Source organism: Oryzihumus sp. JJN4-3R (assembly GCF_057747915.1).
The window spans coordinates 2,845,215-2,864,901 of record NZ_CM173229.1; the positions used below are offsets into that span (position 1 = coordinate 2,845,215).

Consider the following 19,687-nt stretch of genomic DNA (forward strand, 5'->3'; position numbering starts at 1 on the left):
AGTCAGCGCTGCCGCCGCGGTCTTCGCCGCCGCGGTGTTCGCCGCCGCGGTGTTCGCCGCCGCGGTCAGCGGCGCCGGGGCGGCTCCGAGACGCGGGCGATGATCGGCATCTCCACCGTGTCGACGCCGAGGACGGCCGACTCGTCGGGCTTGGTCGGCAGGACGCGGGCGACGTAGTCCTTGATGGCGGCCTCGATCGAGACGTCGTGGCCGGCCTCCTCGGACAGGTACCAGCGGTGCTCCAGCACCTCGTGGAACAGCTCGGCCGGCTCGAGCTTGTGCGCCAGGTCGCGGGGGACCTCCCGCTGGACCGGCTCGTAGATTCGGGTGAGCCAGTCGTGGGCGACGATCTCCTCGTCGTCGCCCTGGCGGTCGGTGGCGGCCCGGTAGGCGTCGAGGTCGTTGAGCAGGCGGCGGGCCTGGTTCTCCTCCACGTCCAGCCCGGTGAGGCGCAGCAGGCGGCGGGAGTGGTGCCCGGCGTCGACCACCTTGGGCTGGATCTGGATCTGGGTGCCGCCGATGTCGGTGGAGATGGCCAGCTCGTCGACATCGAAGCCGAGCGCGTTGAGGCGCTTGATCCGGGCGTCGACCCGCCACCGGTCGCCCTGCTCGAAGCGCTCGAGCTCGGTCAGCTGCACCCACAGGTCGCGGTAGCGGTCCACGATCCGCTGGGAGGTGTCGACCGGGTCGACGTTCTCGGGCAGGAAGCCTCCCGCGGCCAGGTCCATCAGCTCGCCGGCGATGTTGACCCGGGCGATCTCCAGGTCGTGCTCGCGCTGCCCGTCGGAGAGGCTGTCGCGCAGCTCGCCGGTCTCGGCGTCGACGAGGTAGGCCGCGAAGGCCCCGGCATCCCGCCGGAACAGGGTGTTGGACAGGGACACGTCGCCCCACCAGAAGCCGGTCAGGTGCAGGCGCACCAGCAGGACGGCCAGGGCGTCGATCAGGCGCTGGGCGGTGTCCGGGCGCAGGCTCTGGCTGAACAGCGCCCGGTAGGGCAGGGAGAACTGCAGGTGCCGGGTGATCAGGCAGGCGTCCAGCTCCTCCCCGTCAGGGGTGGTGCGGCCGCTGATCACCCCGAACGCCTCGACGCACGGCTGGTCCAGCCGGGTCAGCAGGCGCAGCAGGTTGTACTCCCGGCGGGCGAGGTCCTCGCTGATCTCCTTGACGGCCAGCACACGGCCGGAGAGCTTGACGAAGCGCACGACGTGGCGGGAGATGCCGCGGGGCAGCGCCGCGAGGACGTCCTCGGGCCACTCCTCGAGCGGGACCGACCACGGCAGGTCGAGCAGCGCGGGGTCGGGTCGGGCGGCGGTGATCTGCAGGGCCACGGGGTCCATGGTGACACGCACCTCCGGACGGCCCCCGCGCCGTCCATGCGCGGTCAGTGCGTCGCGCGTGAACCCGTCCGTATGCCGTCCGGTAGCCGGGCTCTCCCGCCGACCGGAACCGCGGGAACGCGGGAAGGCCGGAAACGCCGGAGGCGGCGGCCCCCTGTGGGGTGCCGCCGCCTCCGCCCGAGCCCGAGGGCCGTCGGTCAGTCGCCGATGCGCTCGCCGCTCTCGACGTTGAACAGGTGCACGTGGCCCTGCTTGGGGGCGAAGTGCACGGTCTCGCCCTTCATCGGGGGGCGCCGGCCATCGACGCGGGCGATGATCGGCTTGACCTCACCGTGGAAGTCCGTGGAGCCGTAGACGTAGGCGTCGGCGCCGAGCTCCTCGACCACGTCGACGGTGACCGGGATGCCCTCGCTCTCGCCGGCCAGGGACAGGTCCTCGGGGCGGACACCGAGGGTGACGGCCTTGCCGGCGCCGGCGAGGTGCTCACGCTCGATCGGGGTGATGCTGGCGCCGAACTTCACGCCGCCGTCGACGACCGGCACCTCGAGCAGGTTCATCGCCGGGGAGCCGATGAAGCCGGCCACGAAGACGTTGTTGGGGTGGTCGTACATGTGCCGCGGGGTGTCGCACTGCTGCAGCAGGCCGTCCTTGAGCACGGCGACGCGGTCGCCCATCGTCATGGCCTCGACCTGGTCGTGGGTGACGTAGACGGTCGTGACGCCGAGGCGGCGCTGGAGCGAGGCGATCTGGGTGCGGGTCTGCACGCGCAGCTTGGCGTCGAGGTTGGACAGCGGCTCGTCCATGAGGAACACCTGCGGGTTGCGCACGATCGCGCGGCCCATGGCGACGCGCTGGCGCTGGCCACCGGAGAGGGCCTTCGGCTTGCGCTCGAGGTACTGCTCGAGGTCGAGGATCTTGGCGGCCTCCTGCACCCGCTTCTGGATCTCGCTCTTGTTGACGCCGGCGATCTTCAGCGCGAAGCCCATGTTGTCGGCGACCGTCATGTGCGGGTAGAGCGCGTAGTTCTGGAAGACCATCGCCACGTCGCGGTCCTTGGGCGAGAGGTCGGTGACGTCGCGGTCACCGATCCAGATCTTGCCCTCGTTGACCTCCTCGAGGCCGGCGAGCATGCGCAGGCTGGTGGACTTGCCGCAGCCGGAGGGGCCGACGAGGACGAGGAACTCGCCGTCCTGGATGTCGATGTTGAGCTTGTCGACCGAGGGGACGTCGTTGCCCGGGTAGAGCCGGGTCGCATTGTCGAACTTGACCGTTGCCATGACTGATGAACCTTCCTTCACCGGCAGGAACGTGCCGGACGATCCGTTGTAAAGGTGGTGCCCCACCGGGCGGGCGCCGACGGTGGTGAGCCGCAGTCTCCCCCATGAGGGCCGATCCGGCTAGACCTGAGTGACGCGTGTGACCAGCTCGGTATGCCGTGCCGACCGTCGATCGTGCACGGCCAGGGCCGCTGCGGTCAGGACCGCGACGGCGCCCGCGACCGGCAGCACCAGGTGCGGGGCGTGGCTCCAGGCCAGGCCGCCCAGGGGTGGGGCGAGGATGAAGCCGCCGACCGAGGCGCCGGCATACAGGCTCTGGTAGCGACCGGCATACCCCTCCGGCGCGGCCTCGGCGACCGTGGCCGTCGCGGTCGGCTTGTAGAGCATCTCCCCTGCGGTGAGCACCCCGACGCCGAGGACCGCGGTGACCAGGGCGGGGGCGGCGCCGACGACGAGCCAGGCGGCGCCGATGAGGGCGTAGCCGCCGGCCACGACCGCGGTCGCGCGCCGTCCGGCGAGGTGGACCGCGATGGGGACCTCGGCGAGCACGATGACCGAGCAGCTGAGCGTGAGCATCAGGCCGTAGGCCAGCGGGGGCAGGCCGAGGGCGCGCAGTTGGAGGGGGAAGGTCACGAAGAACTGGCGGTAGCAGGTGTCGATCACGATGACGGTGCCGAGGACCCAGAGCACGTCGGGGCGGGAGCGCAGGGACCGCCATAGCGCCCCGCGGGCCGGGCGGTCCTGGCCCGTGCGGCGCACGACCGGGGTGGCCGGCACCTGCCACTGGACCACCGCCGCCAGCACGAGGCTGGTCACGGCGTCGATGACGAAGACGAGGTCGAAGTGGGTCGCGGCGGCCAGCGCCCCCAGCGGCGGGCCGATGATCATGCCGGCGTTGTAGGCGGCCCGGGTGACTGCCGCCGCCGTCCGGCGCTGGGCGGGGTCGACCGCGGCCAGGACCACGGCCATGCCCAGCGGCCGGGTCACGCCGGCGGTGGCTCCGACGACGGCGGCCACCGGCAGCAGCGCGGCGTCGGGGCCGAACGGCAGGGCCGCGCAGGCGACGACGTAGACCAGCGTCGCCGTCACCAGCGACGGGCGCAGGCCGAAGCGGTCGCCGAGGGAGCCGCCCGAGAGGTTGCCGGCGACCAGGCCGGCGCCGTAGCCGGCGCCGATGACGCCGGCCGCGGAGGGGGACAGGCCCCGGTCCTGGACCAGGTAGAGCGTCAGGAACACCATGGCCAGCGCCCCGGCGGAGCTGACGAGCTGCCCGAGCAGCAGCACCTGCAACCAGCGCGGCAGCTCGCCGACATGACGCCAGGCCGTGAGCATCGTTCCCCCTGTGGCTGGTGGTGGCGGCGTGACGTTATCGAATAGTGGCCTGCAAGATCTTGCAGATAACCCCCTCCCGTACTGCAAGATCTTGCTACGTTTTGCAAGCTTTCAGGGGGTCGGCGTCGGCCATCCCTTCTCGCCACTGCTAGGAGACTCGATGCACAAGCGTGCGATTGGGGCCGTCGCCATCACCGGTGCCGCTGCCCTGCTGATGAGCGGGTGCGGTTCGTCCAGCGCCCCCGCCGCCACCAAGGCCACGGGCTCGGCCTCGGCCACGGCCACCACCCCGGCCGCGACGCCGACCACGACCGGTGCCCCGGTCCGTGACGCCAGCGCCGACCTGGTCATCTGGGCTGACAACGACCGCGCCCCGATCCTGCAGAAGTACGCCGACGAGTTCGGCAAGGAGAACGGCATCAAGGTCGCCGTGCAGGTCGCCACCGACGTGCGCCAGCAGTTCAAGGACGCCACCAAGGTCGGCAAGGGGCCGGACGTCATCGTCGGCGCCCACGACTGGCTGGGCGAGCTCGTCCAGAACAACACCGTCGCCCCGGTCAACCTGTCGGCCGACGTGACCGCGAAGTTCGCCCCCTCGGCGATCGCCGCCACCAAGTTCAACGGCCAGTCCTACGGCGTGCCCTACGCCGTGGAGAACATCGGCCTGGTGCGCAACACCGCCCTCGCCCCCGAGGCCCCCAAGACGATGGAGGACCTCGTCGCCAAGGGCCAGGCGCTGGTCAAGGCCGGCAAGGCCACCAACATCCTGATCCAGGAGGTGGGCAAGACCGGCAACGCGTACTACACCTACCCCTACCTGAAGGCCTTCGACGGCGGCATCTTCGCCACGAAGTCCAACGGCGACTACGACGCCACCAAGGTCATCGTCAACAGCGCGGGCTCGCTCAAGGGCGCGGCCGAGCTGAAGAAGCTCGGTGCCGAGAAGGCGCTGTCCACCAACGTCAGCGGTGACAACGCCGACGCGCTGTTCGACGCCGGCAAGGCGCCGTTCTACATCACCGGCCCGTGGGCGATCGACAAGGCCAAGAAGGCCGGCATCAAGTACGCCATCTCCCCGCTGCCCACCCTCGGCGGCGGCAAGATGCAGCCGTTCCTGGGCGTCCAGATGTTCTACGTCTCCGCCAAGGCCAAGAACGCCGCGTTCGCGCAGGAGTTCGTCACCAACTACGTCCCGCGCAAGGACGTCCAGGAGGCCCTGTTCGCCGCCGGCAACCGTCCGCCGGCGCTGACCGAGGCCTACAACGACGTCTCCGCCTCCAACCCCGACGTCAAGGCGTGGTTCGAGGCCGGCCAGGGTGGCCAGGCCATGCCGAACATCCCGGCCATGAACTCGGTCTGGGGCCCGCTGGGCCAGGCTGCCGCCGACGTCATCGCCGGCAAGGCTCAGCCGAAGGCGCGCTTCGACGCCGCCCAGAAGGAGATCGTCGCCAACATCGCCAAGGGCTGATGACGGCGCGGGTGGCCGCCGACCCCCGGTCGGCGGCCACCCGGCATACCTGCTCCACCCCCAGCACCGCCTCCTGCACCACCGTGCACGACCCCGGGAGACCTTGATGAACCGGATGAGCATGAGCGCCACCATCGCGAAGTGGAGCGCCATCGCTGTCGCGCTCGCCCTCGTCTTCTGGGTGGACACCCAGCTCGCCACGCAGGGCCACCTTCTCGCCGTGGTGCTGGTCTCGATGGTCGGCCTGGCCGGCCTCGCCGTCTACGGCACCAGGCGGGCGGTGCCGCTGAAGTACCTCTTCCCCGGCCTGCTCCTGCTGGTCGGCCTGCAGATCTGGCCGCAGGTCTACACCGCCGTCACGGCCTTCACGAACTACGGCGACGGCCACGCGATCAGCAAGCAGGAGTCGATCGACGCGATCATCGCCAACTCCGTGCGCGAGGTCCCCGGCGCGCCGCGCTACCGGCTCTCCGTGGCCGTGAAGCAGGGCGCCGACGTCGCGACCGGCGCGGCCTACTACCTGCTCACGGACCCGCAGGGCAAGACGTTCGTCGGTGACAAGACCGGCCTGAAGGACCTGACCGAGGGTGTCGAGAAGGCCCCGACCGGCAAGATCACCGCCGCCTCGGGCTACACCATCCTCACCGCGATCCAGATCAACGCCCGCAAGGACCTCGACGACTTCGCCGTGCCGAGCACCAACGGCAGCGGCATCAAGCGGATCGGCCTGTCCGAGGCGTTCGAGGGCAAGGCCTCGGTCACCTACGACGCGAAGACCGACACGCTGACGGACACCTCGACCGGCAAGAAGTACGTCGCGAAGAACGCCCGCTGGGTCCCCGCCGACGGCCAGGGCGACGCCTTCCCCCAGGGGTGGAAGGAGAACGTCGGCTTCAAGAACTTCACCACCGCACTGACCGACCCGGTGATCCGCGCCGGGTTCGTCAAGATCCTGGTCTGGAACATCGTCTTCGCGGTCGTCTCGGTCGGCAGCACGTTCATCCTCGGGATGCTGCTGGCGCTGCTGTTCAACGACCCGCGGCTGCGGGGCAAGGGCTTCTACCGCTCGCTGATGATCCTCCCGTACGCCATCCCCGGCTTCGTCACGGCGCTGGTGTGGCGCTCGATGTTCAACCAGGACTACGGCCTGATCAACCAGCTCACCCACCTCGACGTCGACTGGCTGGGCAACCCGTGGGCCGCCCGCTTCGCGATCCTGCTGGCCAACCTGTGGCTGGGCTTCCCCTACATGTTCATCGTCTGCACCGGCGCCCTGCAGTCCATCCCCGGTGACGTCAAGGAGGCGGCGCGGATCGACGGCGCCAACCCGCTGCGGATGCTGCGCTCCATCACGATGCCGTTGCTGCTCGTGGCGGTCGGGCCGCTGCTCATCGCCTCGTTCGCCTTCAACTTCAACAACTTCACGCTGATCTACCTGCTGACCGAGGGTGGCCCGTTCGAGGCCGACAACACCTCGATCGGCTCCAGCGACCTGCTGATCACCTACGCGTTCCGCCTGGCCTTCAGCGGGGTCAGCCCCAACTACGGCTTTGCCGCCGCGGTGTCGATCTTCATCTTCATCATCGTGGCGCTCATCTCGGTGCAGGGCTTCCGCCGCACCAAGGCACTGGAGGAGATCAACTGATGTCGAGCCTCACCCAGACCCTCCCCGCACCGGTCGTCACCGAGCCGGAGCCGCAGACCCGAGCCCCCCGGGGCCGGGGCGTGTGGTGGCGCCATGGCCTGGCGATCGTCGCCCTGGTGTGGTCGCTGTTCCCGATCGTGTTCATCCTGTCGGCGGCGCTCAACCCGTCCGGCACGCTGAGCACGTCCACGCTGCTGCCGACCAAGATCGGCATGGACAACTTCAACGCGCTGTTCACCGACCAGAACCGGCCGTTCCTCGAGTGGTTCAAGAACTCGATGATCATCGCCACCGTGGGTGCCCTGCTGGCCGTCTTCATCGGTGCCAGCGCCGCCTATGCCTTCTCCCGCATGCGCTTCGCCGGCCGCCGCCCGGGCCTGCTGCTGCTCCTGCTGCTGCAGATGTTCCCCTCGCTGCTGACCTTCGTGGCCATGTACATCACCTTCGTCGCCATCGGTGATGTGATCCCGGCGTTCGGCCTGAACACGAGCCTGGGCCTGATCCTCGCCTACAGCGGCGGCGCGATGGGTGCCAACGTCTGGCTGCTCAAGGGCTACTTCGACACCGTGCCGCGCGAGCTCGACGAGGCGGCCAAGGTCGACGGTGCTTCCCACGCCCGGATCTTCTTCACGATGACCCTGCGCCTGGTGCTGCCGATCCTCATCACCGTGTTCATGCTCGTCTTCGTCGGGCTGTTCAACGAGTTCCTCCTCGCCAGCATCTTCCTGCGCGACGTGGACTCCCAGACCCTCGGCGTCGGCCTCAACGCCATGCTCAAGGCCGACCGCAACCGCTACTTCGGCCAGTTCTGCGCCGGTGCCCTGCTCGTGTCCATCCCGGTCGTCCTGCTGTACCTCGGCTTCCAGAAGCAGCTCGTCGGCGGCCTCACCCAAGGTTCGGTGAAGTGAGCTCCACCCCACAGACCCTGCTGTCCCAGCCCCACCACGACGGATCCAGCCTCTACGTCTCCAACCCCGCGCCCGCGCTGGGCGAGACGGTCACGCTGCGCGTCCGGGTGCCCCACGAGGCCGCCATCACCGCGGTGCACGTGCGGCTCACCCCCGACGCCGAGCCGATGTTCGTCGACGCGGTCGTGGAGCAGCGGACCGACACCGAGACGTGGTGGAGCGCCGAGGTGGTCTGCCACAACCCGGTGACCAACTACCGGTTCATCCTCGAGGGCGGGCCGTCCGGCTACGCCTGGCTCAACGGCACCGGCGTGCACCTGCGCGACGTCCCCGACGCCGCGGACTTCCGCCTGGTGACGTATGCCGCGCCGCCCGCCTGGGCGGGCGACGCCGTGGTCTACCAGGTCTTCCCCGACCGCTTCGCCCGCTCCGCGGCGGCGGACGGGCGGGACACCCCCAAGTGGGCGATCCCCGCCGGCTGGGACGAGCCGGTCGACCTGGGCGAGAAGAAGATCGCCTGGCAGCTGTTCGGCGGCGACCTCGACGGCGTCGCCGAGCGGCTGGACCACCTCCAGCGCCTCGGCGTCAACACCGTCTACCTCACGCCGTTCTTCCCGGCGCGCTCCAACCACCGCTACGACGCCTCGACCTTCGACGCGGTCGACCCGGTGCTCGGGGGCGACGAGGCGCTGCGCCGTCTCACCGACGCCGCCCACGACCGCGGGATGCGGGTCCTCGGCGACTTCACCACCAACCACACCGGTGCCGCCCACGAGTGGTTCCTCAAGGCCCAGGCCGACCCGACCAGCGAGGAGCGCGGCTTCTACCTCTGGGACGAGGACGGGGACTACGTCGCCTGGCTGGGCGTGAAGAGCCTTCCCAAGCTCAACTACGACAGCGCCGAGCTTCGCCGCCGGGTCTTCGACGACGAGAAGGGCGTGGTGCGCCGCTGGATCACCGGCGAGCACGGCCTGGACGGCTGGCGCGTCGACGTGGCCAACATGACCGGCCGCTACCGCGACCAGGACCACAACCAGGACCTCGCCCGCCACATGCGCGAGTCCATGCTCGAGGCCCGCCCCGACACGCTCCTGGTCGGCGAGCACTGCCACGACTACACCCGCGACGCCCTCGGCGACGGCTGGCACGGCGTCATGAACTACGCCGGCTTCACCCGCCCGGTGTGGACGTGGCTGCGGGACAAGGGCTACGCCCCCAAGTTCCTCGGCTCGCCGCTGATGGTGCCGCGGCTCGGCGGCAGCTCGGTCATGGAGACGATGCGGGAGTTCACCGCCCTGGTGCCCTTCCGCACGGTCCAGCACAGCTTCAACCTGGTCGGGTCCCACGACACCACGCGCGTGCGCACCCTGGTTGGCGAGGACGCCCGCCAGGTCGACGTCGCCGCCGGGCTGCTGTTCACCATGCCCGGCATCCCGATGATGACCTACGGCGACGAGATCGGGATGCCCGGCGACTTCGGCGAGGACGGGCGCCGCCCGATGCCGTGGGATGAAAGCCGTTGGGACCAGAGGCTGTTCGACGTCTACCGTGGCCTCATCGCAGCGCGTACCGGCTCGGTCGCGCTGCGTGAAGGTGGTCTGCGCTGGGTCCACGCCTCGGACGACGCCCTGGTGTTCCTGCGCCAGACCGCGACCGAGACGGCCCTGGTCCACGCGGCCCGCTCGGAGCACGAGTCGATCACGCTGCCCACGACCCACCTGGGCGGGATCGACGGTGCGCACACGGCATACGGTCGGGACCTCGCCCTGGGCGAGGGGACGGTCGAGCTCACCGCGGAGGGGCCCGAGGTGAGCATCTGGGTCTGGCCGACTCCCTGACCGGGGCGCGACCATGAGCACGGAGGACGAGCGATGAGGGCACGACTGGCGGACATCGCCGAGCAGGCTGACGTCAGCGAGGCGACGGTCAGCCGTGTCCTCAACGGCAAGCCAGGGGTCGCCGAGTCGACCCGGCAGGCCGTCCTCACGGCTCTGGACCTGCTCGGCTACGAGCGCCCGAGCCGGCTGCGGCGCAAGAGCGCGGGCCTGGTCGGCCTCGTGATGCCGGAGCTGACCAACCCGATCTTCCCGGCGTTCGCCCAGGTCATCGAGACCGCGCTGGCTCGCCACGGCTACACCCCGGTGCTGTGCACGCAGACCCCGGGCGGGGTGCACGAGGACGACTACGTCCAGATGCTCCTCGACCGGGGCGTGGCCGGCATCATCTACGTCAGCGGCCTGCACGCCGACTCCTCCACCGACCCCCAGCGCTACGTCACGCTGCGGGACCGGGGGCTGCCGATCGTCCTGGTCAACGGGTTCCTGGAGGGAATCGACGCCCCGTTCATCTCCAACGACGACGTCGCGTCGATGGAGCTGGCGCTCACCCACCTGGTGCACCTGGGTCACACCCAGATCGGCCTCGCCGTCGGCCCGGACCGGTTCGTGCCAGTCATCCGCAAGATCGCCGGCTTCCGCAACTCCATGGCCACGCTGCTGGGGCGCGAGGACGTCGAGGACCTCATCGAGCGGACGATGTTCACCGTCGAGGGCGGCGCGGCTGCGGCCAACCGGCTGATCGACAAGGGGGCGACCGCCATCGTCTGCGGCTCCGACCTCATGGCCCTTGGCGCGATCCGCGCGGCCCGGCAGCGGGGCCTGGAGGTGCCCCGGGACCTCTCGGTCGTGGGCTACGACGACTCGACCCTGGTGGCGTTCACCGACCCGCCGCTGACCACCGTGCGCCAGAGCGTGCAGGCGATGGGCGAGGCGGCGGTGCGGGCCCTGCTCGACGAGATCGCCGGGGAGCCGGCGCCGCGGGCGGAGTACGTATTCCGCCCCGAGCTGGTCGTGCGCGGCTCGACCGGCGCCTGCCCGCGGCCCGCCTGACGCCGGCCCGGGTCAGGGCAGCTGCTCCCGGCGGGCGCGGACGAACAGCTCGAGCACCCCGACCACCTCGGGGATGCCGGGCACCCGGTGACCGGCCAGCGTCTCGCCGGCTCCGACCTTGATGCCGAGGTCGCCGCGGGCGGGGTCCAGCACTGCGAAGGCGCGCTCGTCGGTGACGTCGTCGCCGAGGTAGGCCGTCGCGTCCACCTGCTTGCTGGTGCCGAGCGAGGTGAGGGCGGTGCCCTTGGTGGCCTCGAGCACGGAGATCTCCACGACGTCCTTGCCGGGGGTGACGTGCACGCCGGTATGCCGGTCGGCCACCTCGTGCGCAGCCCTCGCCGCCTTGCTCGCCACCGGCTCGGGCACCTCACGGGTGTGCAGTGCCACCCCGGCCGGCTTGTGCTCGACCCGCGGGCCGTCGTGGTCCCGCGCGACCTGCTCCAGGCCGTCGCGCAGGCTGGACAGGGTCTGCTCCTGCTCCCGGTCGAGCAGGGCGCCGTCGACGTCACCGGCGAGGCTGGACTGGGCGCCGTGGCTTCCGACGAGCACGATCGGCTCGTCCTCGCCCACGCCGGTGAGCTGGCGCAGGGTGGCCAGGTCGCGGCCGGAGAGGATGACCACCGTGACCCCGGCGAGCCGGCTGGCAGCACGCAGGGCGTCCAGCCCGCCCGGGGCCGCCACGGCGTCCATCGGGTTCGTGACGAACGGGGCCAGGGTGCCGTCGAAGTCGACCCCCAGCAGCACACGGCGGTGCCCGGCGAACGCCGTCACGGCGCTCTGGACCTCGGGTGCCAGGCTCACCGGGGCGTCCTCTCCGGCTTGTGCGGGGCGGCATTCAGCGCGTCGAGGTAGCGCGCCGCCCAGCGCTGCACGTCGTGGTCGGCGACCCGTCGGCGCAACGCCTTCATCCGGCGGCGCTTCTCCACCGCGGGTGTCTGGATCGCGGCCATGATCGTCTGCTTCAGCCCCTCGATGTCGTGCGGGTTGCACACGAACGCCTGCTTGAGCTCCTGCCAGGCGCCGGTGAACTCCGAGAGCACCAGCGCCCCGCCGAGGTCGCTGCGACAGGTGACGTACTCCTTGGCCACGAGGTTCATCCCGTCCCGCAGCGGGGTCACGAGCATGACGTCGGCGGCGCGGAACAGCGCGGCCATCTCGGACCGGGGGTAGGAGTGGTGCAGGTAGTGCACGGCGCTGGCGCCGATGGGGGAGTACTCGCCGTTGATCCGCCCGACGGTGCCCTCGACCTCGGTGCGCAGCCGGCGGTAGGCGTCGACGCGCTCGCGGCTGGGCGTCGCCACCTGGACGAAGACGGTGTCCGGCGGGGCGATCGCCTCGTCCTGGAGCAGCTCCTCGATCGCCTTGAGCCGGTGCCGGATGCCCTTGGTGTAGTCGAGCCGGTCGACCCCGAGCATCAGGGTCTGGGGGTTGCCCAGGGACTCGCGGATCTCCTTGGCCCGGGCCTCCACCTCGGGGCTGCGGGCCAGCTCCTCCAGGCCGCGGAAGTCCACCGAGATCGGGATGGCGCTGGCGCGCACGATCCGCTCCTCGCCCTCGGTGCGGGTCGGGTTGAACGCAACCGTGTCGGCCCGGGTGGTCAGGCCGAGCAGGCGCCGGCAGGAGCGCAGGAAGTTCTCGGCGTCGGAGGTGCGCTGGAAGCCGAGGAAGTCGGCCCCGAGCAGGCCCTCGACCAGCGTCCGGCGCCACGGCAGCTGGGCGAACAGCTCGACCGGCGGGAAGGGGATGTGGTTGAACCAGCCGATGCGCACGTCCGGGCGCAGCTCGCGGATCATCGCCGGCACCAGTTGCAGCTGGTAGTCGTGGACCCAGACGGTGGCGCCCGGGGCGGCGACCTCGGCGACGGCCTCGGCGAAGCGCCGGTTGACCGAGCGGTAGCAGTTCCACCAGGCCCGGTGGAACTTCGCCGGGACGATCACGTCGTGGTAGATCGGCCACAGCGTGTCGTTGCTGAAGCCCTCGTAGTAGTCGCGCACCTCGGAGGCGGACAGGCCCACCGGCTGCAGGAACATGCCGTCCTCGTGGAACGGCTCCGGAGCGTCGCCCGGCTCCCCGGCCCAGCCCACCCAGGCCCCGTCGCGGCCCCGCATCACCGACTCCATCGCCGTGACGAGCCCGCCGGGACTGGTGCGCCAGCTCACCGTTCCGTCGTCGGCCACGACCCGGTCGACGGGCAGGCGGTTGGCGGCGATCACGAGGTCGAAGGTCTGGGGTCCTGCAGGCACGTGCGCATCAGCTCCTGGCTCGAGTTCCGTTCCCACCCTACGGGTCCGTCCGGGTGCGGCCAGCATCCTCTGGCGGAGGCGTAGTACCCGCACTACCGTCGTGTCATGAGGATCTCCGACGTCATCCGTCGCAAGGGCGACCTGGTCGTCACCATCCGCCCCGACGCCACGGTCGAGCAGCTCCTGGCGATGCTGGAGGAGCACCGGATCGGAGCCCTCGTCGTCAGCGAGGACGGCCACACGGTGGCAGGCATCGTCAGCGAGCGCGACGTGGTGCGCCACCTGCACCAGTCCGGCGCCGCCATCCTGGAGCAGGCCGTCTCCACGATCATGACCAGCGAGGTGCACACGGCCAGCCCCGACGACCACCTCGACGAGCTGGCACGGCAGATGACCGAGCTGCGGGTGCGGCACGTGCCGGTCGTCGTCGACGGCCGGCTGCGCGCGATCGTCAGCATCGGTGACGTGGTCAAGCAGCGCATCGACGAGCTGCAGACCGAGCGCGACCAGCTGGTGGGCTACATCCAGCAGTAGGGACCAGCTGGCCCGACGCGGGCCGCACCTCCCTTGCCAAGCCCGCCCCTCGGCATACCGTAGGGACCATGACTGCCGGGGCACGCGAGGACGAGGCGGTGGACGGCGTGCCCGAGCAGATGCTGGGCCCCTACCGTCTGCTGGACCAGCTGGGTGAGGGCGGCATGGGCGTCGTCCACCTCGCGCTGGCGCCGTCCGGGCGGGCGGTGGCCATCAAGGTCCTGCGCCCGCACATCGCCCATGACGCCGACGCCCGCGCGCGCCTGGCGCGCGAGGTCACGACCCTGTCGCGGGTCCAGGACCCCGGGGTCGCGGCGGTGCTCGACGCCGACACCGAGGGCGACCGGCCCTACATCGTCACCCGCTATGTCCCCGGCCCGCCGCTGGACCGGGTGGTCGCCGACCACGGGCCGCTCCAGGGCGAGGCGCTGCTCAGGGTGGGCCGCGGCCTGTCCCGCGCCCTGCGCGCGATCCACGCCGCCGGGGTGATCCACCGCGACCTCAAGCCCGCCAACGTCCTCCTCCTGCACGGTGACCCGGTCGTCATCGACTTCGGTATCGCGCACGTCGCCGACGACGTGCGCCTCACCATGACCGGGCTGGTCATGGGCACGCCGGGCTACCTGTCCCCGGAGGTCCTCGAGGGCGCACCGGTCACGGAGGCCACGGACTGGTGGGGCTGGGCGGCGACCCTGGCGTTCGCCGCCTCCGGTGTCCCGCCCTTCGGGCGGGGTCACATGGAGGCCGTCCTGGACCGGGTGCGCCGCGGCCAGGCCGACCTGTCGGGGGTCGACCCGCGGCTGCAGCCGCTGCTGCGCGCGGCGCTCTCCCCGGACGCGGCCCGGCGGCCCAGCGCGGAGGCGGTCGTCGACGCCCTCGAGCGCTACGCCGGAGGGGGCGAGGCGACGGTGACCCTCCCGCAGGTCGACCCCACCACGGTCGTGTCCGCCTCGGCGACCCGGCCGATGGAGCCCGTCGGGGGTGCCCCGGCGGCGCCGCCGGTCGCACCGCAGGAGCCGGACTGGGGGCCCCTGTCCCTGCCGGCTGACGAGGACGAGGGCTGGGAGTCCGGGCCGGGGGAGGCCTGGCCCGGTGAGGAGAGCGACTGGGAGGCCGCCCGCGAGATGGGGCCGGGCCAGCCGGACCCGCGCATCGGCCGGCCCACCCGCGCCGGGACCCTCTTCGCGATGCTCGCCGCCGTGGTCGGCGTGACCGCGATCTGGCCCGTGGCGGGCCTCGGGCTGCTCGTGCTGTGGTCCGTGCTCGCCCGCTTCGCCGACCGCTCGGTGACCTCGCTGGTCATGCGCCGGCACAGCGCCGGGCGGCGCCGCAGCGACGTGCCGGTGGCGGTCATGGCCAGCCCGTGGCACGTGCTCACCGCGGCCGTCGCGACCGTGGTGTCGCTGCTGCTGCCGCTCGTCGTGGCCGTGGCGACGACGTTCTCGGCCGCGCTCGCGCTGACCTCGCTGACCAACGGCGCTCCGCAGCCCGACACCTCCCCGGCGGTCGCGGCCGGCGCCGTCGTCGGCGTCCTCGTGGCGTGGTGGGGGCCTTCCTCGACAGCCCTGCGCCGGGGCTCGCGCAGCCTGGTCCGGGGCGTGTCCCGCACCGCTCCGGCGACGCAGGCGCTCGTCGTCGTGCTGCTGCTCGGGGCGGTCGGCCTCGGGGCGTGGGCGTGGGCCCGCCACGGGGTGGTCGACTGGTGGCCGTGGACCGGCACGCACCTGCCGCTGCCGTCCTTCCTGCACCGCTGAGCGGTCTCTCCGTAGCGCACCGGGCCGGCTGGACGTGCCCCAGCCGCCCGGCCGGGGCCGCTGCGGCCGGGTCTAGCGTGACCCCATGACCGAGGAGGACCTCTCAGACCGACCGGACCCGTGGGCGCCCCGGCTCGACCCCGGGGCGCCGCCGCCGTCGGTCTCCGAGCACCGCAGCCGGCCCCGGATCTGGCGCGGGGAGGACCTGACCGAGCCGACGCCGCTGGCCGAGTCGCTGCGGCGCACGCCCTACCGCAACCCGCGGCGGATGTCCGCCCCCGAGCAGGAGCCGGCCGTGCGGGCCGCCCTGGACCTGGCGGTGCGCGTCGGCGAGCTGATGCTGCGCTGCGGCGGCAGCGCCCGCGACGTCGAGTCGAGCGTGGTCGCCGTGGCCACGGCGGCCGGCCTGGACCGCCTCGAGGTCGACATCACCAACCAGAGCCTGCTGGTCCAGTGCATCTCGCCGTCGGGGCAGCCGCACACGGTGCTCCGCGTGGTCCGCTCGACCAGCCGTGACTTCGCCCGCCTGGCGGCGGTGCACGAGTTCGTCGAGGAGCTGGTCGCCGGGCGGATCGACCTCACCGAGGCCACCTCCCGGCTGCGCCGCATCCGGCGGCACCCCCGCTTCTGGCCGCGCTGGGCCATCACCCTCGCCTACGGCGTGCTGGCCGCCTCGGTGGCGCTCAAGCTCGGCGCGAGCCTGCCGGCGGTCGGCCTGGCGCTGCTGTCGGCGGTGGCGGTCGACCGGGTCGGCCGGGTGCTCGCCTCCCGCGGGCTGCCCTCGTTCTACCTGTCCGCCGTCGGCGGGGCGATCGCCACCGGCGTCGCCTGGTCCTCGATGCTGCTCGGCCGGGTCGGTGTCGTGGACCTCAACCGGGCGGACATGGCCTACATCGTCGCGGCGGGGATCGTGGTCCTGCTGCCGGGCCGGCACATGGTCTCGGCGGTCGAGGACGCCATCACCGGCTACCCGGTCACCGGCGCCGGGCGGCTGTTCACCGTCGGCCTGACCGCGGCCGGCATCATCACCGGCGTCGCGGCGGCGCTGTCGGTGACGGTCCGGCTGGACCAGGCGTTCGCCCTGGGGGTGAAGCTGCCCAAGATCGCGGTCGAGGGCGCCGGGGCGCCGCTGGGCCTGCTCGTCGTGGCCGGGGCGCTGGGCGCCCTCGCCTCGGCCATCGCCCAGCGCACGCGCCGCAGGCTGCTGCTGCCCACCGCCGTCCTCGGCGGCATCGGGACGCTCGTCACCGGGCTGGTGCACCAGACGCTCGGCCTGGGCTCGCTGACCGCGTTGACCATCGCGTGCGTGCTGGTCGGCTTCGGCGGACGGCTCATCGCCCTGCGGATGGGCGCGCCAGCCCTGGTCCTGGTCGTGCCGGCCGTCGGCCCGCTGCTGCCGGGGCTGGCGCTGTTCCGCGGCATGTCCGAGCTGGTCTCCGGCTCGGTCGTCGGGCAGGGCGTGGCCTCGACCTCCACCGGGTTCACGGTGCTCCTCACGGCCTCGGCGGCGGCGCTGGCCATCGCCACGGGCGTCGTCCTCGGCGACCTCATGGCCTCCCCGTTCGACCGGCAGATCGTCCGCCAGCGCCGGGCCCGCTGGCGCTGACCTGGGCCCGTCAGGCCCGGCGGCGCCGGGCTGGGACGGGACGGTCACCGGCATACCGGGGTGGCTGATGGGGCGGGCTGGAACCGGACATTCACGGCATACCGGGCCGATCTTGTCTATCCGCTGACGTCTGGTTGGGAAAATCTCGGGGAAAGCGCCCCGTCCCGATGCAGTTCCGTTATAGAACAGGGGGGTTCGCCACAACTGCATACCGACCACACGCAGCGTGCCCGCAGCGCCAAACCTCGTCCGGCGGGCACTTCACCGGAACCTCTCCGGGCATGGGCGAGGGTGGGGGACCCATGATGTTGGCCGACCTTCGGGTCGGCCTTGGGGTGAAGCCGGTCCGCCGGCCGGGCACGCCTGACACGCCCGAACCCGACAGCTGACCTCTCCGGCGCAGAGTCAGGAGAGGACGCCTCGATGCACTACAGCCCTCGGCATGCCCGGAGGTACGTGCCCCGTCACGCCGCACCCCAGGGGGTCAACAAGTCACGCGCGGCCGGTGTCGCCATCGCCGGTGCCGCCTCGGTCACGACCGGTATCGCGGTCGCCGGGCCCGCGGAGGCCTCGTCCGTCTGGGACTCCGTCGCCTCGTGTGAGAGCGGTGGCAACTGGGCGATCAACACCGGGAACGGCTACTACGGCGGCCTGCAGTTCAGCCAGAGCACCTGGGTCGCCTACGGCGGCGCCCGCTACGCCTCGCACGCGGACCAGGCCAGCCGCGAGGAGCAGATCTCGGTGGCGCAGCGCGTGCTCTCCGCGCAGGGCCCCGGCGCGTGGCCGGTGTGCAGCCGCAAGGCCGGACTGACCCGGGCGAACGGCGGCACCGGCAGCGTCGACGTCTCCCGCTCCCTGATGCGACGGTCCCTGCCGACCGGCTCGATCCCGGTCAAGCACGTCGTCAACCGCGCCGTCGGTCGCGTGGCCGTCACCGGTGCGCTCGACAGCAGCACCGTCCGCCGCGTCCAGCGCTGGGTCGGCACCTCCCAGGACGGCATCCTCGGCCCGATGACCGCCGCCGCCCTGCAGCGCAAGGTGCACGCCACACCCGACGGCGTCATCGGCCCCCAGACGGTGCGCGCACTGCAGCGTCACATCCACGCGCACCAGGACGGTGCCGGCTCCCTCAACGCGCCCACGGTGCGCGCGCTGCAGAGCTGGCTCAACAGACACCGCTGATTGCAGGGCCCCCGCCGGATCCCCCTTCCGGCGGGTCCTGGTTCCAGCGGACCTCCTGCTCCCCCTAGAGGCAGGACGAGAAGGCCCGGCGGTGACCGCCGGGCCTTCTGCGTGCCGGTAGCATTTCGCGCGTCCCATCCCCGGATGGGCGCTCGTCCCGCTCCGGCGGGGCGGATCGTCCCGCGTCCCGGCGCGGGTCGGCCGACGTGGCGCAATCGGTAGCGCACCTGTCTTGTAAACAGGTGGTTAGGGGTTCGAGTCCCCTCGTCGGCTCTGTTTCCGCAGGTGAGAGGCCCTTTGGCGTCTCGCGCATCTTGCGCTGAAGTGTCAGATCCATCGTTTACCCATCGCTTTCGGTCACGTCGTGGGCCTCGTGCGGGTCCGGGGAGGCCCCGTCGAGGGCCCGCACAACCGGCCGTCGCCGGCATCTTCGTGTTCCTGCTGGTCCCCCAGATCGAGGGCTGGGTCCAGCGACACGTGATGAGCGGATCACCCGGTGGTGCGCCGCCAGGACGCCAGTCGATGGGACCAATGCCCCTTGGCCGGGGCGGACAGCGACCCCAAAATGGTGTCAGGCCCAAGCGGGCCGCTCCCGAGGTGATTCTCCGAACGGCTCGTTGACGCGCAACATCCGTCTACCGGCCCAGAGGAGAGGAGCGTCCGATGCGCCTGCAATTCCGCACCACCCCTCGCGCCGCACTACCCGCCGGCGATGACGCGAGTCCCGGCGTCACGTCCCAGGCAGGCCGCTTCGCCCTGCACTTCGCCCAGATGTGCGTGGTCATGTGCGTCAGTCTCGTCCTGCTGGGCCTGCTTGCGGCTGCCGGCGGCGCCCTGCTCGGCTTCGCCGACCCCCGACAAAGTGCTCCTGTCCTGTCGGCTGTCGTCGTCACCCTGACTCTCAGCGCCTCCATGGTGGCCTGGATGCGATGGATGCAGATGGCTTGGCGGCCAACGCTGGAGATGGTGGCGACGACACTGCTCGTCGGGGCCGTCATGGTCATCGGCTACGGCATCGGGGCCGTATCAGCCGCGCAGTCGATCTCGGGCATCTGCGGCATGGCCTGCATCGCGATGCTCGCTCTGATGCTGGCGCGCTTCCGCATGTACGCAACCCACGCCACTCGCCACCATCACGGCGCCTGACCGGCGTTGACGAGGAACGGTCACAACGCGACAGCCGCCTCATGCCTGGTCCCCGCTGGCTCTCGCCCCGTGCATCAACCTCCAGCATCCGCTACTGCCCTGTCACCTCGTGCCGCGATCCGCGTGTACAGCGGACCGACAACTAGTGGCGGCTCCGGTCAATGGGCCCGGCCACGCCCTCCGCGCTTCGCCGGTGGGACCCCGCGCTGCGGGCGGCGCTTCGCGCCGTCCTCGCGCACCCCACAGCTACGCGCTCACGGGCTACCCGGGCCAGGACAGGGCAAAGGCGGTGCACTCCGACCCAGTCGGAACGCCCCCGCCTCAGCTGCTCGTCTGCTCACCGTCTCAGGCGCTGGCGACGACGGAG

Annotated in this window: 15 protein-coding genes, 1 tRNA gene and 1 riboswitch; of the genes, 11 read left to right on the forward strand and 5 right to left on the reverse strand. The window is 71.7% G+C overall.

Going from position 1 to position 19,687, the window contains the following annotated elements; all coding sequences use genetic code 11:
• Positions 1-65 precede the first annotated feature (65 nt).
• From AC3ANM_RS13610 to AC3ANM_RS13620, 3 genes are all read right to left on the reverse strand, one after another.
• Positions 66-1,328: a DUF4032 domain-containing protein gene (locus AC3ANM_RS13610; RefSeq protein WP_488287955.1), complete on the reverse strand. Its 1,263-nt coding sequence runs from the start codon at positions 1,326-1,328 to the stop codon at positions 66-68.
• Between the two features lie 206 nt (positions 1,329-1,534).
• The gene (locus tag AC3ANM_RS13615) at positions 1,535-2,614 is read right to left on the reverse strand and encodes an ABC transporter ATP-binding protein (protein ID WP_488284951.1); all 1,080 of its coding nucleotides are present in this window, start codon (positions 2,612-2,614) and stop codon (positions 1,535-1,537) included.
• Positions 2,615-2,734: 120 nt separating this feature from the next.
• Positions 2,735-3,946, reverse strand: coding sequence for an MFS transporter (locus AC3ANM_RS13620; protein ID WP_488284952.1), 1,212 nt, complete (start codon positions 3,944-3,946; stop codon positions 2,735-2,737).
• A 160-nt stretch (positions 3,947-4,106) separates the two neighbouring features.
• Between AC3ANM_RS13620 and AC3ANM_RS13625 the strand changes: the two genes are divergently transcribed.
• The 5 genes from AC3ANM_RS13625 to AC3ANM_RS13645 all read left to right on the forward strand — a co-directional run bounded on the left by AC3ANM_RS13625 (position 4,107) and on the right by AC3ANM_RS13645 (position 10,855).
• Positions 4,107-5,414: a sugar ABC transporter substrate-binding protein gene (locus tag AC3ANM_RS13625; protein ID WP_488284953.1), complete on the forward strand. Its 1,308-nt coding sequence runs from the start codon at positions 4,107-4,109 to the stop codon at positions 5,412-5,414.
• Positions 5,415-5,535: 121 nt separating this feature from the next.
• Complete coding sequence (locus AC3ANM_RS13630; protein WP_488284954.1) at positions 5,536-7,059, forward strand: ABC transporter permease subunit; 1,524 nt, start codon at positions 5,536-5,538, stop codon at positions 7,057-7,059.
• Entirely contained in the window at positions 7,059-7,967 is a 909-nt protein-coding gene (locus AC3ANM_RS13635; RefSeq protein ID WP_488284955.1) for a sugar ABC transporter permease, read from the forward strand. The genes AC3ANM_RS13630 and AC3ANM_RS13635 overlap by 1 nt, the downstream gene beginning before the upstream one ends.
• The gene (locus tag AC3ANM_RS13640; protein ID WP_488284956.1) at positions 7,964-9,805 is read left to right on the forward strand and encodes a glycoside hydrolase family 13 protein; all 1,842 of its coding nucleotides are present in this window, start codon (positions 7,964-7,966) and stop codon (positions 9,803-9,805) included. The genes AC3ANM_RS13635 and AC3ANM_RS13640 overlap by 4 nt, the downstream gene beginning before the upstream one ends.
• A gap of 33 nt (positions 9,806-9,838) precedes the next feature.
• The gene (locus AC3ANM_RS13645; protein WP_488284957.1) at positions 9,839-10,855 is read left to right on the forward strand and encodes a LacI family DNA-binding transcriptional regulator; all 1,017 of its coding nucleotides are present in this window, start codon (positions 9,839-9,841) and stop codon (positions 10,853-10,855) included.
• Between the two features lie 12 nt (positions 10,856-10,867).
• Here the strand turns inward: AC3ANM_RS13645 and otsB are convergent, their stop codons facing one another.
• Both otsB and AC3ANM_RS13655 read right to left on the reverse strand, forming a co-directional pair.
• Positions 10,868-11,656 carry a trehalose-phosphatase gene (otsB, locus tag AC3ANM_RS13650; RefSeq protein WP_488284958.1) on the reverse strand — a complete coding sequence of 263 codons (789 nt, stop codon included), beginning with the start codon at positions 11,654-11,656 and terminating at the stop codon, positions 10,868-10,870.
• Positions 11,653-13,098: an alpha,alpha-trehalose-phosphate synthase (UDP-forming) gene (locus tag AC3ANM_RS13655; RefSeq protein WP_488284959.1), complete on the reverse strand. Its 1,446-nt coding sequence runs from the start codon at positions 13,096-13,098 to the stop codon at positions 11,653-11,655. The genes otsB and AC3ANM_RS13655 overlap by 4 nt, the downstream gene beginning before the upstream one ends.
• A gap of 105 nt (positions 13,099-13,203) precedes the next feature.
• On the opposite strand from AC3ANM_RS13655, the gene AC3ANM_RS13660 reads away from it, so the two are divergent.
• The 6 genes from AC3ANM_RS13660 (at position 13,204) to AC3ANM_RS13685 (ending at position 19,320) form a co-directional block, all read left to right on the forward strand.
• Positions 13,204-13,632: a CBS domain-containing protein gene (locus AC3ANM_RS13660; RefSeq protein ID WP_488284960.1), complete on the forward strand. Its 429-nt coding sequence runs from the start codon at positions 13,204-13,206 to the stop codon at positions 13,630-13,632.
• 68 nt (positions 13,633-13,700) lie between these two features.
• Positions 13,701-15,386, forward strand: coding sequence for a serine/threonine-protein kinase (locus AC3ANM_RS13665; RefSeq protein ID WP_488284961.1), 1,686 nt, complete (start codon positions 13,701-13,703; stop codon positions 15,384-15,386).
• 85 nt (positions 15,387-15,471) lie between these two features.
• The gene (locus tag AC3ANM_RS13670) at positions 15,472-16,992 is read left to right on the forward strand and encodes a threonine/serine exporter family protein (RefSeq protein WP_488284962.1); all 1,521 of its coding nucleotides are present in this window, start codon (positions 15,472-15,474) and stop codon (positions 16,990-16,992) included.
• A 252-nt stretch (positions 16,993-17,244) separates the two neighbouring features.
• Positions 17,245-17,406, forward strand: a riboswitch (cyclic di-AMP (ydaO/yuaA leader).
• Positions 17,407-17,415: 9 nt separating this feature from the next.
• Positions 17,416-18,174 carry a transglycosylase family protein gene (locus tag AC3ANM_RS13675; RefSeq protein ID WP_488284963.1) on the forward strand — a complete coding sequence of 253 codons (759 nt, stop codon included), beginning with the start codon at positions 17,416-17,418 and terminating at the stop codon, positions 18,172-18,174.
• A gap of 200 nt (positions 18,175-18,374) precedes the next feature.
• Positions 18,375-18,447, forward strand: a tRNA-Thr gene (locus AC3ANM_RS13680).
• 390 nt (positions 18,448-18,837) lie between these two features.
• Positions 18,838-19,320 carry a hypothetical protein gene (locus tag AC3ANM_RS13685; protein WP_488284964.1) on the forward strand — a complete coding sequence of 161 codons (483 nt, stop codon included), beginning with the start codon at positions 18,838-18,840 and terminating at the stop codon, positions 19,318-19,320.
• Positions 19,321-19,687 lie beyond the last annotated feature (367 nt).

Excerpts from the sequence above, each read along its gene's own strand:
- AC3ANM_RS13615 (WP_488284951.1), bottom strand. The coding sequence starts at position 2,614 with ATGGCAACGGTCAAGTTCGACAATGCGACCCGGCTCTACCCGGGCAAC.
- AC3ANM_RS13620 (WP_488284952.1), bottom strand. The coding sequence starts at position 3,946 with ATGCTCACGGCCTGGCGTCATGTCGGCGAGCTGCCGCGCTGGTTGCAG.
- AC3ANM_RS13625 (WP_488284953.1), top strand. The coding sequence starts at position 4,107 with ATGCACAAGCGTGCGATTGGGGCCGTCGCCATCACCGGTGCCGCTGCC.
- AC3ANM_RS13630 (WP_488284954.1), top strand. The coding sequence starts at position 5,536 with ATGAGCGCCACCATCGCGAAGTGGAGCGCCATCGCTGTCGCGCTCGCC.
- AC3ANM_RS13635 (WP_488284955.1), top strand. The coding sequence starts at position 7,059 with ATGTCGAGCCTCACCCAGACCCTCCCCGCACCGGTCGTCACCGAGCCG.
- AC3ANM_RS13645 (WP_488284957.1), top strand. The coding sequence starts at position 9,839 with ATGAGGGCACGACTGGCGGACATCGCCGAGCAGGCTGACGTCAGCGAG.
- AC3ANM_RS13660 (WP_488284960.1), top strand. The coding sequence starts at position 13,204 with ATGAGGATCTCCGACGTCATCCGTCGCAAGGGCGACCTGGTCGTCACC.
- AC3ANM_RS13665 (WP_488284961.1), top strand. The coding sequence starts at position 13,701 with ATGACTGCCGGGGCACGCGAGGACGAGGCGGTGGACGGCGTGCCCGAG.
- AC3ANM_RS13670 (WP_488284962.1), top strand. The coding sequence starts at position 15,472 with ATGACCGAGGAGGACCTCTCAGACCGACCGGACCCGTGGGCGCCCCGG.
- AC3ANM_RS13675 (WP_488284963.1), top strand. The coding sequence starts at position 17,416 with ATGCACTACAGCCCTCGGCATGCCCGGAGGTACGTGCCCCGTCACGCC.
- AC3ANM_RS13685 (WP_488284964.1), top strand. The coding sequence starts at position 18,838 with ATGCGCCTGCAATTCCGCACCACCCCTCGCGCCGCACTACCCGCCGGC.